This is a genomic window from Paenibacillus sp. JT22N1 (assembly GCF_059692155.1).
In genome coordinates, this window is sequence record NZ_JCAUAW010000004.1 from 452,080 (window position 1) to 475,221 (window position 23,142).

The 23,142-nt window shown below is 45.4% G+C and carries 21 protein-coding genes; 17 read left to right on the forward strand and 4 right to left on the reverse strand.

What is annotated here, in order from left to right; translation table 11 throughout:
• Positions 1 to 73: 73 nt before the first annotated feature.
• On the reverse strand, positions 74 to 3,829 hold the full coding sequence (locus tag AC58UU_RS11040) for a response regulator (protein WP_497315500.1): 3,756 nt from the start codon (positions 3,827 to 3,829) through the stop codon (positions 74 to 76).
• A gap of 124 nt (positions 3,830 to 3,953) precedes the next feature.
• On the opposite strand from AC58UU_RS11040, the gene AC58UU_RS11045 reads away from it, so the two are divergent.
• The 11 genes from AC58UU_RS11045 to AC58UU_RS11095 all read left to right on the forward strand — a co-directional run bounded on the left by AC58UU_RS11045 (position 3,954) and on the right by AC58UU_RS11095 (position 13,783).
• Complete coding sequence (locus tag AC58UU_RS11045) at positions 3,954 to 4,331, forward strand: HAMP domain-containing protein (protein ID WP_497315502.1); 378 nt, start codon at positions 3,954 to 3,956, stop codon at positions 4,329 to 4,331.
• Between the two features lie 16 nt (positions 4,332 to 4,347).
• Positions 4,348 to 4,503: a hypothetical protein gene (locus tag AC58UU_RS11050; protein WP_497315504.1), complete on the forward strand. Its 156-nt coding sequence runs from the start codon at positions 4,348 to 4,350 to the stop codon at positions 4,501 to 4,503.
• Positions 4,478 to 5,122: a methyl-accepting chemotaxis protein gene (locus tag AC58UU_RS11055; RefSeq protein ID WP_497315505.1), complete on the forward strand. Its 645-nt coding sequence runs from the start codon at positions 4,478 to 4,480 to the stop codon at positions 5,120 to 5,122. Before AC58UU_RS11050 ends, AC58UU_RS11055 begins: the two co-directional genes overlap by 26 nt.
• Before the next feature lie 105 nt (positions 5,123 to 5,227).
• A complete protein-coding gene (locus tag AC58UU_RS11060; RefSeq protein ID WP_497315507.1) occupies positions 5,228 to 6,361 on the forward strand; it encodes a stalk domain-containing protein in 1,134 nt (377 codons plus the stop codon).
• Between the two features lie 127 nt (positions 6,362 to 6,488).
• Positions 6,489 to 6,809 carry an SPW repeat domain-containing protein gene (locus AC58UU_RS11065; RefSeq protein WP_497315509.1) on the forward strand — a complete coding sequence of 107 codons (321 nt, stop codon included), beginning with the start codon at positions 6,489 to 6,491 and terminating at the stop codon, positions 6,807 to 6,809.
• 90 nt (positions 6,810 to 6,899) lie between these two features.
• On the forward strand, positions 6,900 to 8,996 hold the full coding sequence (locus AC58UU_RS11070; RefSeq protein ID WP_497315511.1) for a class I SAM-dependent methyltransferase: 2,097 nt from the start codon (positions 6,900 to 6,902) through the stop codon (positions 8,994 to 8,996).
• Positions 8,997 to 9,103: 107 nt separating this feature from the next.
• A complete protein-coding gene (locus AC58UU_RS11075) occupies positions 9,104 to 9,877 on the forward strand; it encodes an NUDIX domain-containing protein (RefSeq protein WP_497315513.1) in 774 nt (257 codons plus the stop codon).
• 69 nt (positions 9,878 to 9,946) lie between these two features.
• Positions 9,947 to 10,486: a cysteine hydrolase family protein gene (locus AC58UU_RS11080; RefSeq protein ID WP_497315514.1), complete on the forward strand. Its 540-nt coding sequence runs from the start codon at positions 9,947 to 9,949 to the stop codon at positions 10,484 to 10,486.
• 27 nt (positions 10,487 to 10,513) lie between these two features.
• Positions 10,514 to 11,389, forward strand: a complete 876-nt coding sequence (nadE, locus tag AC58UU_RS11085; RefSeq protein ID WP_497315516.1) for an NAD(+) synthase — start codon at positions 10,514 to 10,516, stop codon at positions 11,387 to 11,389.
• A gap of 5 nt (positions 11,390 to 11,394) precedes the next feature.
• On the forward strand, positions 11,395 to 12,837 hold the full coding sequence (locus AC58UU_RS11090; RefSeq protein WP_497315584.1) for a nicotinate phosphoribosyltransferase: 1,443 nt from the start codon (positions 11,395 to 11,397) through the stop codon (positions 12,835 to 12,837).
• 106 nt (positions 12,838 to 12,943) lie between these two features.
• A complete protein-coding gene (locus tag AC58UU_RS11095) occupies positions 12,944 to 13,783 on the forward strand; it encodes an aldo/keto reductase (protein WP_497315517.1) in 840 nt (279 codons plus the stop codon).
• Between the two features lie 72 nt (positions 13,784 to 13,855).
• Here AC58UU_RS11095 and AC58UU_RS11100 read toward each other — a convergent pair whose 3' ends face one another.
• Together AC58UU_RS11100 and AC58UU_RS11105 are read right to left on the reverse strand one after the other, a co-directional pair.
• Positions 13,856 to 14,650 (reverse strand): hypothetical protein, encoded by a 795-nt coding sequence (locus tag AC58UU_RS11100; protein ID WP_497315518.1) that lies wholly within the window; start codon positions 14,648 to 14,650, stop codon positions 13,856 to 13,858.
• A gap of 125 nt (positions 14,651 to 14,775) precedes the next feature.
• Complete coding sequence (locus AC58UU_RS11105; protein WP_497315520.1) at positions 14,776 to 16,113, reverse strand: S-layer homology domain-containing protein; 1,338 nt, start codon at positions 16,111 to 16,113, stop codon at positions 14,776 to 14,778.
• A 221-nt stretch (positions 16,114 to 16,334) separates the two neighbouring features.
• Here AC58UU_RS11105 and AC58UU_RS11110 point away from each other — a divergent pair, with 221 nt between their 5' ends.
• From AC58UU_RS11110 to AC58UU_RS11135, 6 genes are all read left to right on the forward strand, one after another.
• The gene (locus AC58UU_RS11110; RefSeq protein ID WP_497315522.1) at positions 16,335 to 17,378 is read left to right on the forward strand and encodes a BMP family lipoprotein; all 1,044 of its coding nucleotides are present in this window, start codon (positions 16,335 to 16,337) and stop codon (positions 17,376 to 17,378) included.
• A 94-nt stretch (positions 17,379 to 17,472) separates the two neighbouring features.
• Positions 17,473 to 18,972 (forward strand): ABC transporter ATP-binding protein, encoded by a 1,500-nt coding sequence (locus AC58UU_RS11115; RefSeq protein WP_497315524.1) that lies wholly within the window; start codon positions 17,473 to 17,475, stop codon positions 18,970 to 18,972.
• The gene (locus AC58UU_RS11120) at positions 18,965 to 20,032 is read left to right on the forward strand and encodes an ABC transporter permease (protein ID WP_497315526.1); all 1,068 of its coding nucleotides are present in this window, start codon (positions 18,965 to 18,967) and stop codon (positions 20,030 to 20,032) included. The genes AC58UU_RS11115 and AC58UU_RS11120 overlap by 8 nt, the downstream gene beginning before the upstream one ends.
• A 28-nt stretch (positions 20,033 to 20,060) precedes the next feature.
• Positions 20,061 to 20,939, forward strand: a complete 879-nt coding sequence (locus tag AC58UU_RS11125; protein ID WP_497315586.1) for an ABC transporter permease — start codon at positions 20,061 to 20,063, stop codon at positions 20,937 to 20,939.
• A 24-nt stretch (positions 20,940 to 20,963) separates the two neighbouring features.
• Complete coding sequence (locus tag AC58UU_RS11130; protein ID WP_246358942.1) at positions 20,964 to 21,635, forward strand: sulfite oxidase-like oxidoreductase; 672 nt, start codon at positions 20,964 to 20,966, stop codon at positions 21,633 to 21,635.
• Position 21,636: 1 nt separating this feature from the next.
• Positions 21,637 to 22,365, forward strand: coding sequence for a nucleoside phosphorylase (locus AC58UU_RS11135; RefSeq protein WP_497315527.1), 729 nt, complete (start codon positions 21,637 to 21,639; stop codon positions 22,363 to 22,365).
• A gap of 461 nt (positions 22,366 to 22,826) precedes the next feature.
• On the opposite strand, the gene AC58UU_RS11140 is transcribed toward AC58UU_RS11135, so the two are convergent.
• Complete coding sequence (locus AC58UU_RS11140) at positions 22,827 to 23,039, reverse strand: hypothetical protein (RefSeq protein WP_307548846.1); 213 nt, start codon at positions 23,037 to 23,039, stop codon at positions 22,827 to 22,829.
• Positions 23,040 to 23,142 lie beyond the last annotated feature (103 nt).

A 23,142-nucleotide genomic window follows, 5' to 3' on the forward strand; every position in this document is an offset into this window, starting at 1 on the left:
ACCTATACATATAAATTGCATGCTTAAACAGAAAAAAAGCATAAGCATATAGTGACATAAATCAGAGTATTTTTCAATCTAACAGCAATTTTTGGATGGAATGAAAAACTTCCTCCAGAGCAATGGCAACCGATTGAAGTTGGTTCTGGATCATACTGGTATTTGTTTCATCAGGTTGAGCGTTTATTTCTAACATTTCTTCTAGGGCAGTTGCCGCGGCGAATACCCGATTAGCTGACAAGTTGCTAGAAGAGCCGCGCAGCGCATGCAGCTGACTTATGGCTTCGGCATAGTCCCCTTTCTGAATCGCAAGGGTTAATTGCGGAATAATAGGAGCGGATTGACTTTGAAATTTCCGAAGCATTTCGCGATAGATTTCGGTTTTTCCGCCAAGCCGTCCGAGTGCTTCTTCCATATCAAGCCCTGGAACGGCCATCCTATTCTTCTCACTAAGAACAGCATCGACGGCTGCAAACAATCGGCTAGGAATGATGGGCTTGGAGATCACTTCGTTCATACCAGCCCGAATACAATCTAAACGCTTCTCCATAGTAGAGTCCGCGGTTAAAGCAATAATAGGAATGTTTATCCATCTAGGCTCAAGACGAATTCGTTTGGTAGTCTCAATGCCGTCTAGAATGGGCATATGGATATCCATTAAGATCAAGTCATAATCATTATTCTCTAAGTCATTTAATGCTTCGAAGCCATTGGAAGCCAATTGAACGTCACAATTCATACTACTTTCCAGCAGTGAACGAGCGACAGTCTGATTAATTTCATTATCCTCGACCAGCAGAATGCGATGAAAGGATGTCATTGTTTCTACTGTATGCAGGAAGTCTGTCGTAGAGATGATTTCCTTATCGGCCTGTGTGCCTGTTAGTGTTTGCAGTGTCTGGTATAGTACGAATCGCGAGATAGGTTTGACCAGAATGGCATGCGGAGCCGACGGTGCAGGCAGCTGCTCCAAGGCATCCCTGCCCGATAAAGTAGTGTAAATAATCGTTAAAATGTTCATTCGATTGCAGGCTTCAAGCATGCCCAGCCATACTTCCTCTCCGTACATATCAACAGCTTCCATATCAAGCAGGATCACATCTACGGGAATAACATCAATGGCACTCCTTGCTTCTTTCCAAGAATAAACACCGGCTGCTTCTGTACACATGGATTGAAGGATATGAACAAGCACTTGGTTCAGACCAGGGTGATCTTCCACAATTAATGCGCGCAGTGGGAGGATTGCCTGAGTCTTTATAGGCTGCAAGGACAACGAGAAAGGCAAGCTAATCCGGAATTCACTGCCGAGCTCTGGTTGGCTTGACACTTCGATGGTACCGCCCATATTCTCAATGATGTTCTTGGAGATAACAAGACCAAGTCCCGTTCCCCCGAATTTCCGACTCGTTACTTCATCGGCCTGAACAAATGGCTGGAACAGCTTGGATAATTGCTCTTCATCCATCCCAATGCCTGTATCGCTGACAGTAAAGACAATTCTGACTTCTTCCTCTCGGAGCTGCTCCACATGAACACGCAGTGTGACTGTTCCTTGCTCGGTAAATTTTATCGCATTACTAGTTAGATTCAGTAAAACTTGATACATGCGCAGGGAATCCCCAATGAGTCCAAGCGGCACATTGTCATGGATATCACAAATAAAATCAACCGGCTTGTGGCCAAGCAGCACGCTAAGGGTTTCACAAACACGGTCTATGGTCTCATCCAGTTGGAACGCATGATGTTCAATGGCTAGCTTGTCCACCTCGAGCTTCGAGAAGTCCAGAATGTCATTAATAATATTGGATAGGGACACCGAGGATCTCACTATTTTACTTATATAATCCCTCTGAAGCGGTGACATGATTGTTCGCTCCATCAAGTAGGAGAGTCCGACGATACCATTGAGAGGTGTCCGAATTTCATGACTCATACGAGCCAGGAAAATCCCTTTAGCCAGATTAGCTTCATCTGCTTCTTGCTTCGCTCGAATGAGCTCCTCTTTGGAATGTACTTGGTCCGTAATATCTCGCGTAATGGCTGAGAAATATCGCTCTCCCTTGTCTGCGGGGCAATGGGGTACGATGATAACGGAAATGAATATTTGCCGTTGTTCCTTCGTTAGGACCTCTGCTTCAAATTCCCAGAATCCTTCCCGAATAGCCGTGTTCAGACCCTCTTCAAAATTGATGTCATTCTGGATATCTACGTACTCACTGAAATGTTTGCCGATGGTTTGCCGTTTATCTAATCCAATTATGCTCTTGCAAGCTTGATTCATATAAAAAATATAGCCATTCTCATCAAATGAGAGGATGGAATCACGTGCGCTTTCGACAATTGTTAACAACCTCTCCCTAGACTCATTGCTCTCCTTAATATCACTAATGTCTCGAGCGATGAATACGAACCCTTTCAGCTCGCCATTCGGATTTGTAATGCTGCTGACACTAACCTGAACGAAGAAACGAGTGCCATCTTTGTGATGCCAAGTCCATTCAGAATCCTCTTTTAGGTGACGTAATGTTCGGATCACGAGGGCTGTACAATCAGCCGGAACATATTCCCCAAGCTCTGAAGAGTATTGCGCGGCTCTTTCTATCAGTTGTTCTTGATCCAACCACAGGAGGGGCGTTGCTTTCTTGTGAACTTCTGCTAAAGAATAGCCAAGAAGCTGTACAGCTCTACTGTTGATATGATTAATAGTAAAAGAAGGGTCTGTCACGATCATGGCATATTGATTGTGATGAATAAAGGCTTCGAACGGTTCGAATAGCTCACGTAAGTTTTCTATCATTCCATTCACAGAATGGGCAAGAGCACCCAGCTCATCCTTGCTTTTGAAAATAAGCGGTTTTATGTAGAAATTACCCGCAGCGACTGATTCTGTGACATGGAGAATTTGCTTAATGCGTTTAATAATCAGTGTATTAGCAGTCAAGTAAATGAGGAAAAAAATGATCACAGCCGTCATCATAATTAATCCGATAGTCGACCAAAGCAAGGGGCTCGTAGGAGCTTCGAAAGCTGAAAGGGGCATGGAATAAGCAAGGTACCAGTCTAATTGAGGTACACGCGAATAAAACCACCGAGCTTTTTGACCGCCGTAATAAGATTCATCCAGAAATCCTTCGTTCGTCTGCAACGCTTTTTGAAAAGCTGGTCCAAGTGAAGGGTATTCGGTGAAAATATTAAGGTTCAAAATTTGAGGTGTATCGGTATGATGCAGAATGAGTCCTTCTTGGTTCACGATAAGTATTTCGCCTTTCTCCAAAGGGGTATGAAGATGCTCGAAAAAGGTTTGTTCCGCATCAAGAGAGATATTTACGATACTGGTCACTTCGTTTTTTTCATTGAAGACAGGTGCGGTTATGGAAATGATGTATGTACCGGTTATTTGACCGATTTCAGGATCAGAGATGAAAGTTTTCCCTTTTAGAGCCTCTTGGAATCTTCGTTCTCCTGTTGCATAAAGTGTTTGTCCAGTAGTGAGAGTCATATAGCCATTGAGATCTATAATTCCCATGGAATGATAGCGATTAGCGCCTGTTTTTAATTCATTGGTCAAAAATTGGAGCCGCTCCTCAAGTGTCCCATGCTTCATAACGTCTACACGACTTATTAGCTCCACTTCTGCTAAACGAATGGATAAGAAATCGTATAAATTTTGTGCGGAATTGGAAACGGAAGTTATCGATTGCTCTTTCATTTGATGAATCAGTTTATCTCTCGAAAGTCGATAATTTGTAATCCCGACAACAGTTAGGGAAATACAAGTGATAAGAACAAGCAATGAGACAAGTTTGAAGCGTAAAGATGATGACATGAGTAACCTCCGTGAAATTTCTAACTGTTAGCAAATCTAACAGTTTCACAATGAATGTAAGGTAAGAAAATTAATGAATAACGATTATGATGATTGCAGCAGATGAAATGAGTATACATCATAGTTGGATCATTCATTCATTATTTGGGGGGAATTGGCACATGCGACTTACAGTGCGAACAAAAATGATTACAGTAAAGTAAAGGAAGCAGCAGAAAGCCTTCAGGTGATGGCAGCCGCTTTTGGTAAAGCGCAAAAAACGATGGCGGATTTGGTTGTGTTTAATCAAGAGGGAGGAAGAAAAGCGGAGCTGGAAAGCTTGAATGTATACAAAACAAGTGTGAACACATCTCTTATCGTTCTTAGTGTCATCATTGCATTCATCCTAACCGCTTGCTACATACTTGTTAGAAACATTTCCTCACCCGTTCGTAAAGCTTCACAAGCCTTAAATCGGATAGCGAATGGGGATCTTACCGTCGAACCCAACTGGATCCGATAAACAAGCCCAAAGCTCGATGGAATGCGGCAGAGCGATGGAAGAAATGACTGTAGGAATTCAACGGATTGCAGAAACAACATCGGATGTATCTGAATTATCGATTTCTGCAACGCAGCTTGCTGAGCAAGGGACCCATTCGATGTCGTGTGGTGAACAAGATGCAGGCCGTTAGTCATTCTGTGGATGCTGCAAACAAAGTCATAAAAGAATTGGAAAAGCATTCACAGAGCATCGGTCGAATCTCAACGTTAATTGGAAATATTGACTCGCAAACCAATCTTCTTGCCTTGAACGCAGCGATTGAGGCTGCACGTGCCGGAGAGAGCGGAAAAGGTTTTGCAGTTGTTGCTGGTGAAGTTCGTAAGTTAGCGTCGCAGACGGATGATTCTGTACGTGATATTTCCGAACTCATTTCGAACATTCAAAGAGATTCTGCACGTGCCGGTCAAGTTATGAATACGGGGCTGTCAGAAGTACAGGAAGGTCTTAAAGAGGTAGGGATTGCGGAGCTAGCATTCGGTCAGATCGTCAACGCGTCGCAAGAAGTTGCCAGCAAGATTAAGGAAACGGCTGCGGCGGCTCAGCAAATGGCTGCAAGTTCGGAAGAAGTTTCGGCAACCGTAGCAAGTGTAGGCTCTGTTGCGCAGCAAACTTCGGGGACTGCTCAGTCTGTAGCGGCTGCAACGGAAGAACAGCTCGCGTCCACAGAAGAGATTACAGCTTCTGCTGAAAGCCTTGCTGGTATTGCTCAAGATTTGCATCAAGTTGTGAGTTCATTCCGAATTTCATAAAAGAATGTTGACGTTCAGACTTTCTTGAACGCTGGCACGTCTAGTTATCGTGAAGGTTAATTCAACCGAAGATTATCACGATAACGAATGAGGAGTGAACATGAAATGAAAAAGAATCCTTTTAACATGTTGAAACTTGGTGTAGTTGGATGTGCAATGCTAATGGGTGTTAGTGGTGCCGTATTACCATTAACAGGTATGGCATCAGCGGAAACAGTCACCGTAGTCCCAATTCTTTCACCAGTTGCATCTGAATCAACTTCTCCAGTTCAAATGAAAGAAGTTGAGCTTACCTCTAAAACGCAGGATCTAAAAACCAATATCAAAGTGCCGCAGCTTTCAGGCATGTTGGATACGAAGTATCAAGAGCAAACAAATGACATCATTTTATCTCACGCGAACAAAGATTTGGCGAATTGGGAGAAAGAGGCTGCTCAAGCCGCTGCTGATGCAAAAACGAATGGTTTCACTTATCGGCCCTACGAGCTGACGATTAATTATGTGTTGAAATCGGATGGTTCGAACAACCCGGCAGGTGTTGTCTCACTTGAAGTTACGACGTATGCAGCAACAGGTGGTACAGGTATGCCGCGCGTTGATACGTACAATGTGCTAAATCGTGAACAAGGGCAGCGTGTTACTTTGCAAGATCTGCTTGGAGATAACTTCAAGGAAATTGTCAATGCCGGAATTCAGGCCAAAATCAATGAAAAACCGGAGAATTATTTCAAAGATGAATTTAAAGGCATCAGCGAAGAGCAAAGCTTTTATGTGGAAAAAGGCGAAGCGGTTATTGTGTTCCCGAAATATTCGATTGCGCCAGGCTCCACAGGCACTCCGGAATTCCGTTTTAATTTGCCTGAGAAATGGAATATGACACCTAAACCAGTTGCCCCCATACCTGTTGAGAAAATGAAGCTGGATTTAGTGGCAAGCGATAGCCTAACAAATGCCGAAGGCGTGAGTCTAGTGCCTTTACGCAAAGTAGCAGAAGGACTTGGCTACGAAGTGAAATGGAATCAAGAGACATACGCTGCTGAATTGAAAAAGGGTGCTGGGTGGACGAGTGTTTCCGTGGGTCAAGACAGCTATTTCTTTGCGAAAATGGCTCCGGTTACGCTAGGGACAGCTCCAGTTATTCTTAACGATACGCTGTATGTTCCTTTGAAATTCGTATCTGACATCCTACATGCAGATGTGAAAACGAGCGATGCAGGCTCCTTTCATATAGAACAATAAGAAATTTAGAAGAATTAGCCTCTTGCTGCCTATTTATTTGGGTGAGCTGGAGGCTTTTCCATTTCACCATTTTGAAAGCGTTTGCGTATACTATTGCATCTCGTAAAGTAGGAGGTGGCAGCAGACGATGTATTTGAAAAACTTATTGTCCGCTTGTATGGGCCTTTGGTTTCTGGTGAGTCCTTGGGTGTTCGGCTTTGAAGCTCATACGAATGCACTTTACACCTGCGCGCTGCTAGGCAGCTTGCAGTTCGTAGCATCTCTGATGGCCTTAGGGAAAACCGGCAAAAAAGTTTGGCAAAATTGGCTTTGTTTTATTATTGGTGCTGTTTTCATTGTCGTTCCCAACGTGTATCATTTGGATTTAATGGCCTTTTTTTCATTTGTCGTGTTTGGCTTTTTGACCATACTTGTCAATTACGCCAATCTATATGCCGATCATCAATGAAGTAGTCGAATGCAGAAACGTGAGATTGCCATGAGGTTGGTTTATACTAGTCATATAGTGATAGGTAGGATGGGAGGATCATATACCGGCATGTTAAGTTCATTAGAATTAATAAAAAGGTATCGGGCAGGGGACACAAATGCCGCAGACCAACCTAAATGGTTAACCTATATCGTTTCGGCGGAGGAGCGCATCGTTAACTTCGAGCGGATTCAGTCGATCCAGGAGCTGGCACAGGCGAACCCTGTGCTTGATTATGTTGAGCGGACATTACATATTTTGGACGGGCTAGCGTTGTCCTTTTGGAAGAAAGATTTACTAGAAGAGGTGTTGATCTGGTCAGAAGTCGCGAAGGGCGGGACTTCAAGAGACCGTTTCATGTGGCAAGAAGCAGGTATCCATCTTTACGTCCATAACCTTGGTTCGGCGCAGCTGTATAAGCTAGATAAAGGAGATCCAAGCGATAAGTCAACTGTCATACATACGTTAATCTACACTCATGGGCTAATTGGCCAAACGATCCGTGGGGAAGTTCCGCTTAAAGAACATGCACCGTTAATTCGTTTGATGAAGGATAACTTGCTTTCAGCTGATGAATTAAGAGGCTTGCTCTTGCCGCTGAATCAATGCATTATCGCAGGTGTGTCAGAAGAGCTCTGGCATTCGGTTCGTAATGAAGTTGAGTCAATGATTGAGCAGATCGTATCCGATTCTTTGAAAAAAGAGCCTGCCATAAAGGATCGCCTTGCCAGACTACGGGGAAACACGATTCAAAAGGGAGAAAATTTCGATGCCGAATATGGGAAGCTGCTGGACGAAGTTCCATTAGATGCGTTGAAGGCATTTTTGGATGGTAGAACTCTGTGGTTCGTAGAAGCGGCCCTGCAAGAATTTTCTTTGGAGCAGTTGGTGAAAGTATTCCTGATTATCCAGTTTTCAAGTGGTCAAGCGGATTCTATTCAACACATTAGCTTCGAACCTTTGATGAATACGATGTATTACGATTACAAGGGCAGCAAAAAGGTAAACGTTTATAAGAAGAGGATGATTGAGAAATATTTGGGTGAGCTTGCTTGGAATGATTTGATGAAGGATCCGTTGGAATTATCTCAAGAGTTCAAACCCGATGGTAAGTGGGGCAATGCCCATCTGAAGCACCTCATTGATCGAAAGCCCCAACTCCCGGACACGATATTTTTTACCTTCCAATTTTCTCCTGCTGCAGAGAAGCTGATTGAGTTTTGTGTGGAAGCAGAGAAATCTCCTCTATATGAAAAGGCGGTACTGTTATTGTTCGATCTGTTCGAATTGCGCAGAGATGCCTATGACCGTTTTCATAACGAGGAAGAATACTTAGCCACGATGAACCAAACGGCTGATTATAAGAAGATGATGCTGGATTACGTTGTTGGGAAGCGGGTTGTTGATATAGGACCTGGCGGCGGGGTTATGCTGGATCTCATTGAGCAGTATTTGCCGGACAAGCATCCGATTGGGATCGACATTTCGTCGAATGTGATTGAAGCTTTGGAACGCAAGAAACAGCTGGAGGGGCATCGGTGGGACGTTATGAAGGGGGATGCACTTGATCTCAAAGAGTATGTAGAGCCGGGCACAATCGACACTGTTATTTTCTCATCGATCCTGCACGAATTATATTCCTACATCCCTTTTGGCGGGAAGAAATTCAACCATGCTACGGTTGCTGCAGCGCTGCGAAGCGCTTTCGATGTTCTCGCACCCGGAGGTCGAATCGTTATTCGCGACGGTATTATGACCGAACCTGCCGAGCAGAAGCGGACCATCCGCTTTCTGCAAGAAGGGGCGATGGCTTGGCTGCAGCGGTATGCGAAGGATTTCGCTGGGCGATTGATTCAGTATGAGGTCGTAGCTAAGGATGAGGTCATCATGCCCGTGAATGATGCGATGGAATTCCTTTATACATATACATGGGGTGAAGAAGCTTATGTGCATGAAGTACAGGAGCAATTCGGATACTTTACCCCAAGCGAGTTTACTGCGTTTATTCTGGATACATTAGGTAATGAGGCCAAAATTGTGGAGAGCAAGCACTTCCTCCAGGAAGGGTATACGGACGCGTTGGCGGATAAAGTAAGGATCATGGATCAAGATGGAAACGTGGTTCCGCTGCCGGATAGCACGTGTTTGATTGTGATAGAGAAGTAGGCACAAGACTAATTGCCAAAATCCTATTGTAAAAGAATTTTAATTATGTCATAATGAAATTATCAAATAGACAATATCGTGAGAATTGTAATTAAGCAGGTGACCTAATGAATGTACCAATAGAGAATGAAAGCAACTATCGAGCGAGTAAATACCGTACACCTGACGGCGCGCCTACGGATATCGTCATCTTTACGATAACCTCAGAAGGAAAAGGCTCAGTGAAGAAGTCGCTTCCTACTCGGGAGCTGCAAGTTTTATTGATTCAAAGAAAGCAATGGCCGTTCGAAGGCCAGTGGGCACTTCCAGGTGGGTTCTCGATGGAAACCGAGACGATTCAAGAGAGCGCCCGGCGCGAGCTAACAGAGGAGACGGGGGTATCCGACGTACACATTGAATATTTCAATGTGTATAGTACGCCGCAGCGCGATCCCCGTGGGTGGATGATCTCGCACGCATTCTTCGCGCTCGTGCACGAACGTTATCTTGAGAAACGTCAAGCCGCTGATGATGCAGCTGATGTTCGCCTTTTCCCTATCGATGAGGCGCTGGCGATGGATCTTGCTTTTGACCATGAAATCATCGTTAGAGATGCTCTTGCTCAAATTCAGCAGAAGATGCTGACGACGACGATTGCCAGAGAGTTCTTGTCCGAAGAATTCACGATGAGTGAGCTGTATCAAGTCATTCAAACGGTCGTTCCGACGTTCAAGGAACGGAATTTCATTCGTAAAATTACATCGACCCAAAGTCGCAAAGGGATTATCGAAGAAGTGCTGGATCATAACGGACAGGGTAAAATGTCTAACCGTTACTCCCAGCGAGCTGCTCAGTTGTACCGATTTACGGATTATGTGCCTCAGCTGTCTATTTACAGCTAGGCCTCTCTTTTCTATTTTGATATTGTCTTAATAATAATATCAAATATACAATATGAAGGAGTGTTTAGGATGAGAGCTCTTATTATCATTGATTATACGGTGGATTTTGTTGTTGGAAAGCTTCCTTGTGGGGAGCCGGGTGTTGCGATTGAAGCGAGAATTTGTGAAATTACAAATCAATTTTTGGCCCAGCAGGACTTTGTGGTCATGGCCGTTGATCTCCACGATGAACAAGATCCTTTTCATCCAGAGACGAAGTTGTTTCCTCCACATAATATTCGCGGCACGGCGGGACGCGATTTATATGGCAAGTTGAAAACTGTACATGAGCATAATAAGAGCGAGATCTATTGGATGGATAAAACAAGATACAGCGCCTTCTGCGGCACCGAGTTGGAGCTTAATTTAAGGGCAAGAGGAATTCATGAGCTGCATTTGGTTGGCGTTTGCACAGATATTTGTGTGCTGCATACAGCGGTGGATGCTTACAACAAAAGCTTCGACATTGTTGTTCATGAAGATGCAGTCGCTAGTTTTAATCAGACGGGGCATGAATGGGCCTTGGAGCATTTTCAAAGTACACTTGGGGCGAAAGTCGTTCGAGGTTAAAGTGGTAGCTGCGATGGCAGATTAGGTATGAATCGGACAGAAATCACGGAGAATGAGGAGATGATGAATATGGGGAATCTTATGCAGGAAATGATCCAAGCTTCCTTATTTGTACAGGGAAACATCGACGTGGACTACGAAATCAAGCGTCGAGTACAATTCCTTAAGGCCTATCTGATTCATACGGGAGCCAAAGGCTACGTGCTTGGGCTTTCTGGAGGTCAAGACTCCACATTAACAGGCAAGCTGGCCCAAATAGCCATCCAAGAGCTGAATGCGGAAGGTAGCACGGAAACCTATCAATTCATGGCTGTTAGGCTGCCTTACGGTATCCAGAAAGATGAAGATGATGCACAGGCTGCAATACGTTTTATTGGGCCTAGCCGTGTCGTAACGGTTAACATACAATCCGCGGTGGATGCGTCCGTACGGCAATTTGCCGAAGCTACGGGTGAGGTCTTGAGTGATTTTCATAAAGGGAATGTGAAGGCTCGTGAGCGCATGAAGGTGCAGTATGATTTGGCCGCGCACTATCAATTGCTTGTTTTGGGGACGGATCATGCGGCTGAGGCGATTACAGGATTTTTCACGAAACATGGAGATGGTGCATGCGATGTGACTCCGATCTATGGTCTTAATAAGCGGCAAGGCAAGCTGCTGCTGAAGCAGTTGGGGTGCCCTGAACAGTTGTATTTGAAAAAGCCTACAGCAGATTTGGAAGATTTAAAACCAGGTATTCCGGATGAAGAAGCGCTGGGACTCACTTACGATCAGTTGGATGACTACTTGGAAGGAAGCCCCCTACTCGCTTCTGCTGTACAGAAGATTGAGGAGCGCTACGCCGTTACCGAACATAAACGCAGGGGTCCAATAACGTGCTATGACAATTGGTGGAAAGGATGAATCCTATGAAATACGATAATTTGACGCTGCACACAGATAAATACCAAATTAATATGATGTACGCGCACTGGCTGCAGGGCACTTATAAGCAGAAAGCTGTTTTCGAAGCATACTTCCGCAAGCTGCCTTTCGGGAGCGGATATGCGGTCTTCGCTGGTTTAGAGCGGGTGATTCATTACATTCAAAATCTGCATTTTGGCGATGAGGAGATCGCCTACTTGCGGACACAGGAAGAGAATTATCGGGAGGATTTCCTGGAGGCGCTTCGCGCGTTTAAATTCGGAGGAGACTTACAAGCTGTACCGGAAGGTACACTTGTCTTCCCGAATGAGCCGCTCGTACGCGTAGTGGCGAGCATGTTCGAAGCGCAGCTGGTTGAGACGGCGATTCTCAACTTTGTGAACTACCAGACGCTTGTCGCGACGAAAGCTTCGCGGATCAAACAAGTTGCTCCGCGCGATGTGCTGCTGGAGTTCGGCACAAGACGCGCCCAAGAGGCTGACGCCGCTATCTGGGGCGCTAGAGCAGCCTATGTCGCAGGGTTTCATGCGACATCCAACCTCAGAGCCGGGATGCTGTTCGGCATCCCGACCAAAGGCACGCATGCTCACGCATGGGTGCAGGCGCACGACACGGAAGAGGAAGCCTTCCGTGCTTATGCTGAGGCGCTGCCGGAGCAAGTGACGCTGCTCGTTGATACGTACGATACGCTGCGCAGCGGCGTACCGAACGCGATCAAGACGGCGCGTCTGCTGCAGAGCCAGGGCAAGAGCATGAACGCCATTCGCCTGGATAGCGGCGATTTGGCGTATTTATCCCAGCAGGCAAGACGCATGCTGGATGAAGCGGGCTTTCCCGAGGTGAAGATCGTCGCATCGAATGATCTGGATGAGAACATCATCGAGGGGCTGAAAGGCCAAGATGCGAAGATCGACGTCTGGGGCGTCGGCACCCAGCTCATTACTGCAGCCGATCAACCCGCGCTGGGCGGGGTCTACAAGCTGGTGGCCCGCGAGAAGAACGGCGAATTCGTGCCGGTCATTAAGATCTCGGGCAATCCCGAGAAAGTAACCAATCCGGGCTTCAAGGAAGCTTACCGGATCATAAACAAGAAGACAGGCAAAGCAGAAGCCGACTATTTGGCACTTCAGCATGAAGTCGATATCAAGAAGGGGGAACGAATCAAGCTGTTCGACCCCATCCACCCTTATATCTACAAATATATTGATGACTATGAAGCAATTCCACTGCTCCTCCCCATCTTTCTCCAAGGGAAGCTTGTCTATGAGGAGCCTACGTTGGATGGAATTCGAGATTACCATGCGCAGCAGATGCAGTCCGTCTGGCCGCAGTATTTGCGTAAGCTTAATCCGGAAGTTTATCGTGTGAATTTAAGCGCGGCATTATGGAAGTTGAAGATGGATTTAATTCATGAGCATCAAGGGTAGCTATTGCACAATTATGTGATCTTATTTCCAGATGTTATGATTGTTATGTGCGTACTCTACCAAAGAGCCGTCATAAAATTATATTCATGATGGAGGTATTATCCTAATGTCAACGCAATCTAATCAAGCATTTACAGACGGAGTCACACTAAATAATGGCATACACATGCCATGGCTGGGACTAGGCGTTTATAAGACCAAAGAAGGCCAAGAAGTGATTGGAGCAGTGAAAACTGCTCTTCAATTGGGCTATCGCAGTATAGATACAGCGGCCATTTATAAGAATGAAGATGGCGTTGGGCAAGGTCTTCGTGAAAGCGGTGTGCCGCGTGAAGAGATTTTCGTGACGACCAAGGTTTGGAACGCCGACCAGGGCTATGAATCTACCCTGCAAGCGTTTGATGCTAGCCGTAGGCGGCTCGGCATTGAAATGATCGATCTTTATCTAGTTCACTGGGCCGTATCTGCCACGTACAGAGAGACCTGGAAGGCGCTCGTTCATTTGTACAAAGAGGGATTCGTCCGAGCTATTGGTGTAAGTAATTTTCAGATTCATCATTTGAAACAAGTTATTGAAGATACAGGTATTGTTCCAGCCGTGAATCAAGTCGAGTATCATCCGGAGCTTGCGCAAAAAGAGCTTCTCGCATTCACCCGCGACAATAATATTCAGCTAGAAGCATGGAGTCCCCTCATGCAGGGGAAACTCGATCATCCCGTACTGTCGCAGCTTGCTACCAAATATGGTAAATCCCCGGCACAAATTGTGCTGCGCTGGGATATTCAGAATGGTGTTGTGACAATTCCGAAGTCAGTTACAGAGCACCGAATTCGCGAGAATGCGAATATTTTTGATTTCGAACTTAGCACAGATGATATTGCTCTCGTGGATTCGCTAAACGAAGACAAACGCATTGGTCCAGATCCTGACCATGTAACTTTCTAGTTTTGAGTTGAGGAATTTCCTGTTTGGTACAGGGGTTCCTCTTTTTTTTAGAATGATTCTCTTCCCTTTCGTTCATTTCAACAACGCAATCATCTGATACACCTCGCGATGATCGCCGGGGAGCAAGTAATTGGCAACTTTGAGCTGGGAGGAACCATCGCCGTCCAGGAACAGCCCATCCACAAGCTGTCCATTTCCAACCTGTTCTTGCACGGCTGTGCGGAACTGTTCTCCGGTGCATGGCGTTGGAGCCACGACTAGATAAACGTTGTTATTTCTATCGTAGACAATACCCGATCGCATGCGCTTCTCGTTAATGACGGGCATCTCTTCCGCTAGCGCTTGGTCCACCCATCCATCTGGATTGGTAAGTCCCATGCTCACGCCTCCCTGCGCCCAATAATGAGCGCGATCCATCACCTTCAGCTCGTCCGCATGTTCAACGACTTGAATGGTAAAGGTTTGAGCCTTCTCATCCCATACAAGCGTTCCCCGCTTGCGGTCAATATTAAACCAGCCAGAGCCGTAATCGCCAGGTTCCCCTTTGACGGGACGATCATTTACGACAGCAATACTAAGGAGATAGCCCTGCCAGAAAAACCCGCCGTTAATCCCATTTTCCTGCCTTTCTGTCACATTGCCTGTAATTGCCTTCAACCCTATGTTCTTTGGTGGAGTCCGAATGCTATGGAGCGTAACGCCGTTACTAGCTTGGTTGATGTTATATTCGGAAACAGGAAGGTTTGGTGGTGGCTTCACCTTGGCTTGAGTTCCCCAGATGATAGTCCATATAGAACTAGTTATCATAATAAGGAGATAGATAAGTAGGTGGGCTGCATTCATTTTTACAAGTCGTAACATGTACATGGGGCAACTCCTATTCTCTTAAATCCGATCCTTTCTATAAGTCTATGAAATGAATTTTCGAATTATGCTTGTAAATAAAAAACAGTTGACCGGGAGAATATGGATCCCGTGCAACTGTTTATTTTTTATTTAAAATCGCCTAACAAATAATTGTAGAAGGGTTCGTCCACCCAGAACTTGTAGGAGTCGACGTTCAAGCTGGCGTTGATTTTCTTTAGGCCAGTAACGACATCGTCAGATTTATCGCTGAGGGAGAAGGACTGTGCATAATAATGGCCCTTACTGACTTTATTATTAGCAATCACTTTATAATCTTTCACATCGGTTAATGAATAGTAGAGTGGCTGCCACCAAGAAGAATAAATGAGTCCTGTCTCGTCTTTACTGTTCTTTTTAGCATATTGGAAAATGACCTGCTGGAACTTGTTCTTTTGCTCAGCGTTATCGAATTCGAACTCAATGTCGTATTCCTTGGCGTAGGCTATGAAATTACCATTCTCGATTTGGACGACTTGATAATCGTCGGATTGTGTCGGCTCGCCCCATTCTTTCAAATAGATGAAAGCAGATGTCTTGGGCTCCAACTGTACTTTCGCTTGGATGTTCTCGCTGCGCAGCAGTCCGATTAACTGAATCGCATGCGTAATATCAGAATGTCCATAGGTGAGAGAAAGCTTTGGATCAAAGTTCGCATCGAAACGAGAATCTTTCAAGTTGTAGCCGGTAACTAGATTCTTTTTCAAGGCTTCATCGAAGACAGCACGCAAATCTGTTGATGAAATAAGATCCTCCGTACGCCAGGTATCGTTAATTTTGCGGAAAATATCATCATCGGAAGTCGTTCCAATATAATGCTTGTATTGTCCTTGGAAAGTAAGAATCTTACCCAGCAGTTCGTTCGCAAAGCTTTCGCCAGCAGCAGCATCCGTTTCGAAATCGGAGGAGACAAGGCCAGTATCAATAGCGGCGGCCAGCTCTTGAGCGGCTTGCAGTGTTAGTTGATTGTTTTGATCGTAGTCAATATGTACTTTAGCCAGAGCGGCTTTGATTTTATCCTTGGGATAGGTATAAGCTAGTTCTTTCAAGCCGGAGGCTTTTAAAGCTATGAAAGTCGCTTGCAGCTGAGTAAGTGGTTGATCTCCTTGCAGCTTGCCTTCGGATAGAATGCCTTTTTCGTGCAAAGCAAGCGCTGCTTTGTAATAAGGGCTATCCTTTTGCAAGTCTGTAAATACATTGGTCTGATCTTTCGCTTCAGCCTTCAAGATGCGATCAACTGCGATAACGAAATCACCCTTTGATAGGGAGTCTGACAAGCTAATGGTATACTGGTTTTTCAAAAACTGTTTGTATGAGACTGCGGAATCACTCGCTTCAGCGGCAGAGCTTAATGTACTCACAGAGGAGAAGAGGACGGCTGTTAAAACAGCTATTTGCAAAGACTTGCGGGATTTCAATTGTTTCATAAGAATAAAACACCTCCGGATTTTTTAATTCACATAGGAATAGTGTGATTTATTGAAATATAGCAGTTAAGCATATAGGTGTCAATAAATAATGGTTGTCGTTTTTATTCTTGACATGACTTATGGAATCCACTACTATCAGTCTTAGTTGAAAAGTCGCACTTTGTCGAATAGGATAAGAAAATCTTTGATAAAAACAGATCAAAAGGGGAGAGCCACACATGAAAAAAACGTTATTTTCCATTTTCGCCGTTACATTAATGCTGACTGGCTGCGGCACCGCTAAAAATGATACAGCAGCTCCAGCAGCTGCGAAAGTTGCAGAAGCAACAAAAGCGCCTGAAACGAAATCATCCAAAAAAATCATTCTAATAACACCAGAAAAAATCGGTGTGAACCCTTTCTTTGCTCAAGAGGATGAGGGTGTTAAAAAAGCAGGTAAAGAATTTGGCGTTGATGTGAAAACAGTAGAATCTACAGATGCCAGCGCAATTGAACAAAACCTGCGTGCTGCTGTTGCAGATAATTATGATCTTATTATCACCAGCTCCTTTGAATCCGAGGATGCTTTGAAAAAGGTAGCTGCTGAAAATCCAAAGAAATCTTTTGCTATTATTGATACCGTTGTTGATTTGCCGAACGTTAGAAGCGTAGTATTCCGTGAGCACGAAGCAGCATACTTGCTTGGAGCGGCTGCTGGTCTTGCAACTAAGAAAAATGTTGTCGGTATGGTAGCAGCAGTTGATATCCCTTTGATCAAAAAATACACAGTCGGTTTCCAAGAAGGTTTGAAATCAACGAATCCGAATGCAAAATTCATCGTGAACTATGTAGGCAGCTTCACAGATCCAGCAAAAGCGAAAGAGCTGGCATTGACGCAATTCTCTCAAGGAGCAGACTTCATCGCAGCGGCATCAGCTGTAGGCGATTTGGGCGTGTTCGAAGCGGCTAAGGAAAAAGGTTTCTACACTTCCGGTCAAGATATCGACCGTACGGTGACGGATCCTGAGCACATCGTTCTCTCTCAATTGAAAGGTACAGACAGCGTTGCTTACCAAACTGTGAAAGATTTCGTAAATGGAACATTTAAATTTGGCGCTATGGATTACGGCTTGAAAGAAGACGGCGTTGGTCTTACTTTCGTAACAAAAGAAAGCAAATCCAAACTAAGTCCATTTATTGGACAAGACGTTGTGACTAAAGTTAAAGCCATCAAAGACGATATCGTAGCTGGTAAAGTTACGGTTCCGAATCCTCTTAAATAGTAGTACGTCCTTACAATCATAATATGACCCTGGAAACTGTTTACGGCGACGTAGGCAGTTTCCGCATTTCTAGGAAAGGAGTGCGAAACCCGTCATGCTGCTTCAAATGAACCAAATTACCAAAACCTATGGAAGCTTGACAGCTAACTCCAACGTAGATTTTTCGCTGCGCGAAGGTGAAATCCATGCGCTAGTCGGCGAGAATGGGGCAGGTAAAACAACCCTGATGCGCATCCTTTACGGAATGGAACAGCCAACGTCGGGAACGATTCTTTTACGCGGAAGAAAAGTCCAGTTCGTGAATCCTACGGATGCGATTCGTCATGGCATCGGTATGGTGCATCAGCATTTCATGCTGTTTCCTTCTTTTACGGTGGCTGAAAATATTGTCATCGGCAATGAACCGCAAGTCGGAGTGAAGTTCGACCGAAAGAAAGCTGCGCTGCAAGTTAAGGCACTGTGTGACATGTACCGGCTACCCATTGATCCACCCAGGAAAGTAGCTGATCTTCCACTAGGATTACAACAGCGTGTTGAGATTTTGAAGGTGCTCTACCAAGGTGCGGATATCATTATTTTGGACGAGCCTACCGGTGTTTTGACACCGCTGGAAGCCAAGGAACTGCTTGTCATTATGAAGAGCTTAGCGAGCCAGGGTAAAAGCTTCATTGTCATCACGCACAAATTACATGAGGTCATGGAAGTTGCGGACCGAGTTACGGTGCTTCGAGACGGTAAAATCAGAGGGACTGTAAATACTTCGGCAACTAACGCTGAAGAACTTTCTAGATTAATGGTAGGAAGAGAACTGGTTCAAACGAGCAAAAGTGCCGCAAGATTTGGTGAAACGGTTCTCGAAGTAAAAGAGATTATCATACAAGGCAAGAAAGGAAAGCCAGTACTCAATCGTGTCAGTCTTGAGGTGAAGGCTGGTGAGATCTTAGGCGTCGCTGGTATTTCTGGTAACGGACAGTCTGAGCTGATTCAAAGCATTACAGGACTCCAACCGATTGATCAAGGTCAAATTTGTCTGATGGGCAAAGACATTACAGGCCGTTTGGTTCGTGAGATCAGAGAAAGCGGGCTTTCGCATATTCCTGAGGATCGTTACCAATGGGGGGCTGCCAAGGAAGGCAGCGTACTTGAAAACGGTACAATGGGGCATCACAGAACGCATCGGCGTAACGGATTTTTGCAAGGCAAATCGCTGAGAAATATGGTTGATGGATTCATCCAGCAATTCCAGATTAAAACCGGTTCCCAGGATACGAAAGTCAAATTTCTGTCTGGAGGCAATCTTCAGAAACTGATTGTAGCCAGAGAAATTGCCCAAAAACAACCGTTCCTTATCGCAGCTGAACCCACGCGTGGCGTTGATGTTGGAGCGATGGAAGTGATCCACGATGAGCTGTTGAAAAAACGTGATGAGCAGGGAGCGATTCTATTGGTATCTTCGGAATTGACGGAGATTCTTAAGCTTTCTGATCGCATTATCGTGATGTATGAAGGGCGAATTGCGGGAGAGCTGTCAGCGCAGCATGCGACTGAGGAGCAAATCAGTCTGTTGATGGCAGGAGGTAATTCCCATGCTTAATTGGAAAGGAAACATTGGTGCTCTGCTTCAACCGCTTATTGCGGTATGTATCGGTTTACTTGGCGGAGCCATTGCCATCGTTTTGATTGGCGGTTCCATTTCGGACACATACGCACAAATGTGGAAAGGTGCTTTCGGCAATTTTTACTTTTTTACAAATACTTTGACGCGAGCGACACCACTTATATTAGTTGGCTTAGGCGTTTCAATAGCCTTCCGCGCCGGATTTTTCAACATGGGTTCTGAAGGTCAAATGATCCTTGGTGCTTTAACCAGCGCGATAATTGCGCTCTATTTTCCTGGACCTGCACTATTTAAATTATTCGCTGCGCTGCTAGGCGGCATTGCAGTTGGCGGTATATGGTCAGCCTTTGCGGGTTGGCTGGATGCGCGATTTAAAATGAATTTGATTGTCACCACACTCTTGCTCAATTATATTGCAGCTTTGTTTGCAGGCTATTTGGTTGCCTATCCGCTCAAGGATAAAACGGGATCAGCTGCACTAGCACAAACCATGATGGTCGATAAAAGCATATGGCTGCCCAAGCTTTTCCAAGGGATGAGCATGCATGCGGGCTTCATCATAGCCATTGTTTTTGCGGTTCTCTTATTTTTGTTTATTAAATACAGTGCTGCCGGTTACGAAATCCGCATGCTTGGCTACAATCCGTTGTTTGCCGCTTATGGGGGCGTTAACCGTGGTAAATTAATGCTCGCGAGCATGTTCGCGAGTGGTGGTTTTGCTGGTCTGGCAGGCGCAGTCGAAGTGCTCGGCATGCAGTATCGCTATACAGACGGCATGATAACGAATCCGGGGTTCGCTTGGTCCGGCATTATGGCTACGCTGCTTTCTGGCGCGCATCCGCTTGGTACGACTGTTGCAGCCGTGCTTCTAGCTGCACTTCAGACAGGCGGTATGGGTGTTGAACGAAACACGAGCATCCCCCTCGAAATATCAAGTGTCATTCAGTCTCTCTTGATCTTGTTCGTAACGGCTAAGTTCAGTTATACCCTATGGAAACGCAGGAAAGGAGGGGGAAGCGGTGCAGCATCTTCTTGATGTTTCTTTATTTAATTCCATGATTCGGATGGTTGCTCCGATTCTCCTCGCTGCGCTCGGTGGTGCGATATGCTCAAGAGTGGGGTTGTTCAATGTTGGTTTGGAAGGATTCGTGCTTGTTGGAGCGTTTTCAGCTATTGTAGGCAATCATTATTCCGGCAATGTGTATGTAGCTGTCTTGATTGCGATTGCGGTGACGATGTTATTTTCACTTGCATTTGCGTATATTAGCATCCATTTGCAAGCGAACGTGATCGTTGTCGGTATTTCATTTAATTTTCTGGCGCTTGGTTTAACAGCGTTCTGCCTAAAAGCCATCTTCCATGTTAAAGGCGCCTTCTACGATAAAAATATGGTGGGGCTACCGAAGTGGAATATTCCCATTGTTCAAGATATACCTGTGATTGGCGGTATTATTTCGGGCCATTCCCCGCTTATTTATTTGGCCTTTGCACTTGTGCTTGGCCTGCAGTACTTTTTATTTAAATCAGTCCTTGGTTTCCGCTTGTTGGCCGTGGGTGAGAACCCAGTTGCAGCGAAAAGCATTGGCATTAAAGTGGGCAGAATGCAGTATCTGGCCGTGTTAATTTGCGGCGTGCTTTGCGGGTTGGCAGGCGCTCAGCTTTCCCTCGGTCAAGTCACGATGTTTACCGAAGGCATGACGGCGGGCAGAGGCTTTATCGCACTGGTCGCAACGATGTTAGGACAAGCCAATCCGCTTGGCGTCATGGCGTCGAGCCTCCTGTTCGGACTGATGGATGCATTCAGCATTAGGCTGCAGGGCTTCTCGCTGCCGACTCATTTCACACAGATGCTTCCTTATATTGTGACGCTGCTGGCGATGCTCTTTTTTAGAAAGAGCAGTTATATGGCAGATGCTCAGAAAGCTAACGGAAGTTCGCGCTAGGTTGCTAAAAGGAGATAATGACAGATGGCAAAAGACACCAAAGCTGATCGAATCAGAAAAATGAAGGTTCCCTCCGTAGGTGCGGCAATGTCAGACCGAGTCCCACCTGGGCAGGTTCTGACAGACCGCTTTCCTATTTTACATGAAGGAGAAGTACCGGAATACGACATGGCGGAGTGGACATTGCGAGTGTTTGGCGAGGTCGAAGAGGACAAAGTTGTCACTTATGAACAATTGTTAGCGATGCCTCAAACGCAAGTCCTCTGCGATATTCACTGCGTAACCCGTTGGTCTAAGCTTGACACAGCCTGGGAAGGGATTCTATTTCGCGATTTTCTTCGCCTGCTGGATATCAAGCCGCAAGGTAAGTTCGTCATGCTGCATGCCGACAACGATTATGAAACGAACGTCCCTCTGGAGGATCTCATGGGGGATCACGTTCTGTTGGCTTTGAAATATGATGGGAAGCCGCTGACTCCTAAACATGGATGGCCTCTACGGCTGATTGTACCTCACCTTTATTTTTGGAAAAGTCCTAAATGGATTCGAGGCGTCGAATTTATGACAGCTGACCGCGAAGGCTTCTGGGAACAAAACGGCTTCCATAATGTGGCTGATCCATTCCAAGAGCAGCGCTTCTCGGGGGAAGCGATTCCGATTCCAGAAGATGAATGGGAAAAGAAGGAGTTTGATTGACATGCTATTGCCAATTTTACAGGTTCATTCAGAGGATCTATCACCCTATGCGATCGTATGTGGTGACCCCTTTCGCGCGGAAGTCATAGCTAGCAAGCTAGATAATAGTAAAGAACTCGCCTTCAGCCGTGAATACCGCACGTTTGTTGGTGAATTCCAAGGAGTTCCGATTACGGTTGTAAGTCATGGCGTCGGCTCGCCGGGGGCAGCTGTTTGCTTCGAGGAACTGATCAAAGGCGGCGTAAAGACACTGATTCGCGTTGGCACAGCAGGCTCATATTCAGCTGATGTTCCGCCAGGCAGCTTAGTCGTCAGTACTGCAGCCGTGAGGGAAGAGGGATTAACTCGCCAACTCGTTCCACATGGCTTCCCAGCAGTAGCCGACCTAGATGTCGTGCAGGCCTTGTACGAAGCAGCTTCGGAGACGGATGGTCTTGTGCGCAAAGGGATTACCGTTACCCTGGATGCCTTCTTCCAAGGTGTCGAGGAATTTCCACATCGCAAGTACAAGCAAGCCGGCGCCCTTGCCGTTGAGATGGAAATCGCAGCGCTCTATGTAATTGCTTCATTGCGCGGCGTGCGCGCGGGTGCGATTGTTGCGCTGGACGGTTACGCCGATGCTGATTTGAGAGAAGTCTATAACCCTCATACTGATGTTGTATCTCAAGCGGTTGAACGTGAAATTATGACGGCGATTCATGCCGTTATTAAACTGCACGCTAAGGCGTAAACACAATAGGATGACCGATGCCGCAGCGCTAGCTAAGTTAGAAGAGACTGCTCTAAAAGGCATTTTGGATGTTATGGCTCTCTACCCATTACTGTAATGTACTATGCTTTGCTCTGGTAATCAGAACGTATCGAGGGAACTTAGAGGCGTTATTTGGTTGAAAAACACCGGAAATCATGAGGAAGAGGAACGAGGAGGCGTTATTTCACGGGTTTTTGTCTCCGAATCACTCCTTTTGATCAAATAGCGCACATACGTTCCTCTTAGTCGATTTTATGCGAAGAATTCCCAAAATAGCGGCTCTACGTTCCGCTTACTAGAGTTCGGGGTGACTTTCTATTGCAGTTGAAACAAAACAAAAAAATGAGAAGGCAAGAATCTTGCCTTCTCATTTTTTTGTTTTCTGTGCCCAAAGTAATCTACTTGGGTTAGAGCTTTATGCATATGTAACGATTATGTAATTAAAAAATTGGGATTCTTGCTTTATTCCCATCTTTGGCATATAGAATGGCTTCTGAACTAAATAAATCAACGTGCTCTAACGGTTGAGCAAGGCTCATCGTTGTAAATTTGTTATAACGAAGAGCGTTGATCAGAGAGGGAATTAATTTGTGGTCCGTTCCAACGAAATTGACAGAAATCGGTGTTTTGTTAAATAAGATGTTCATTCTCACTTCAACTCATCTCCTATTACAAAATAAATAATAATATTAACTGAGTATTAAGAATATCATCTATTAAATAATAAGTCCGTCGATTACCGTTGTCGGAATATCA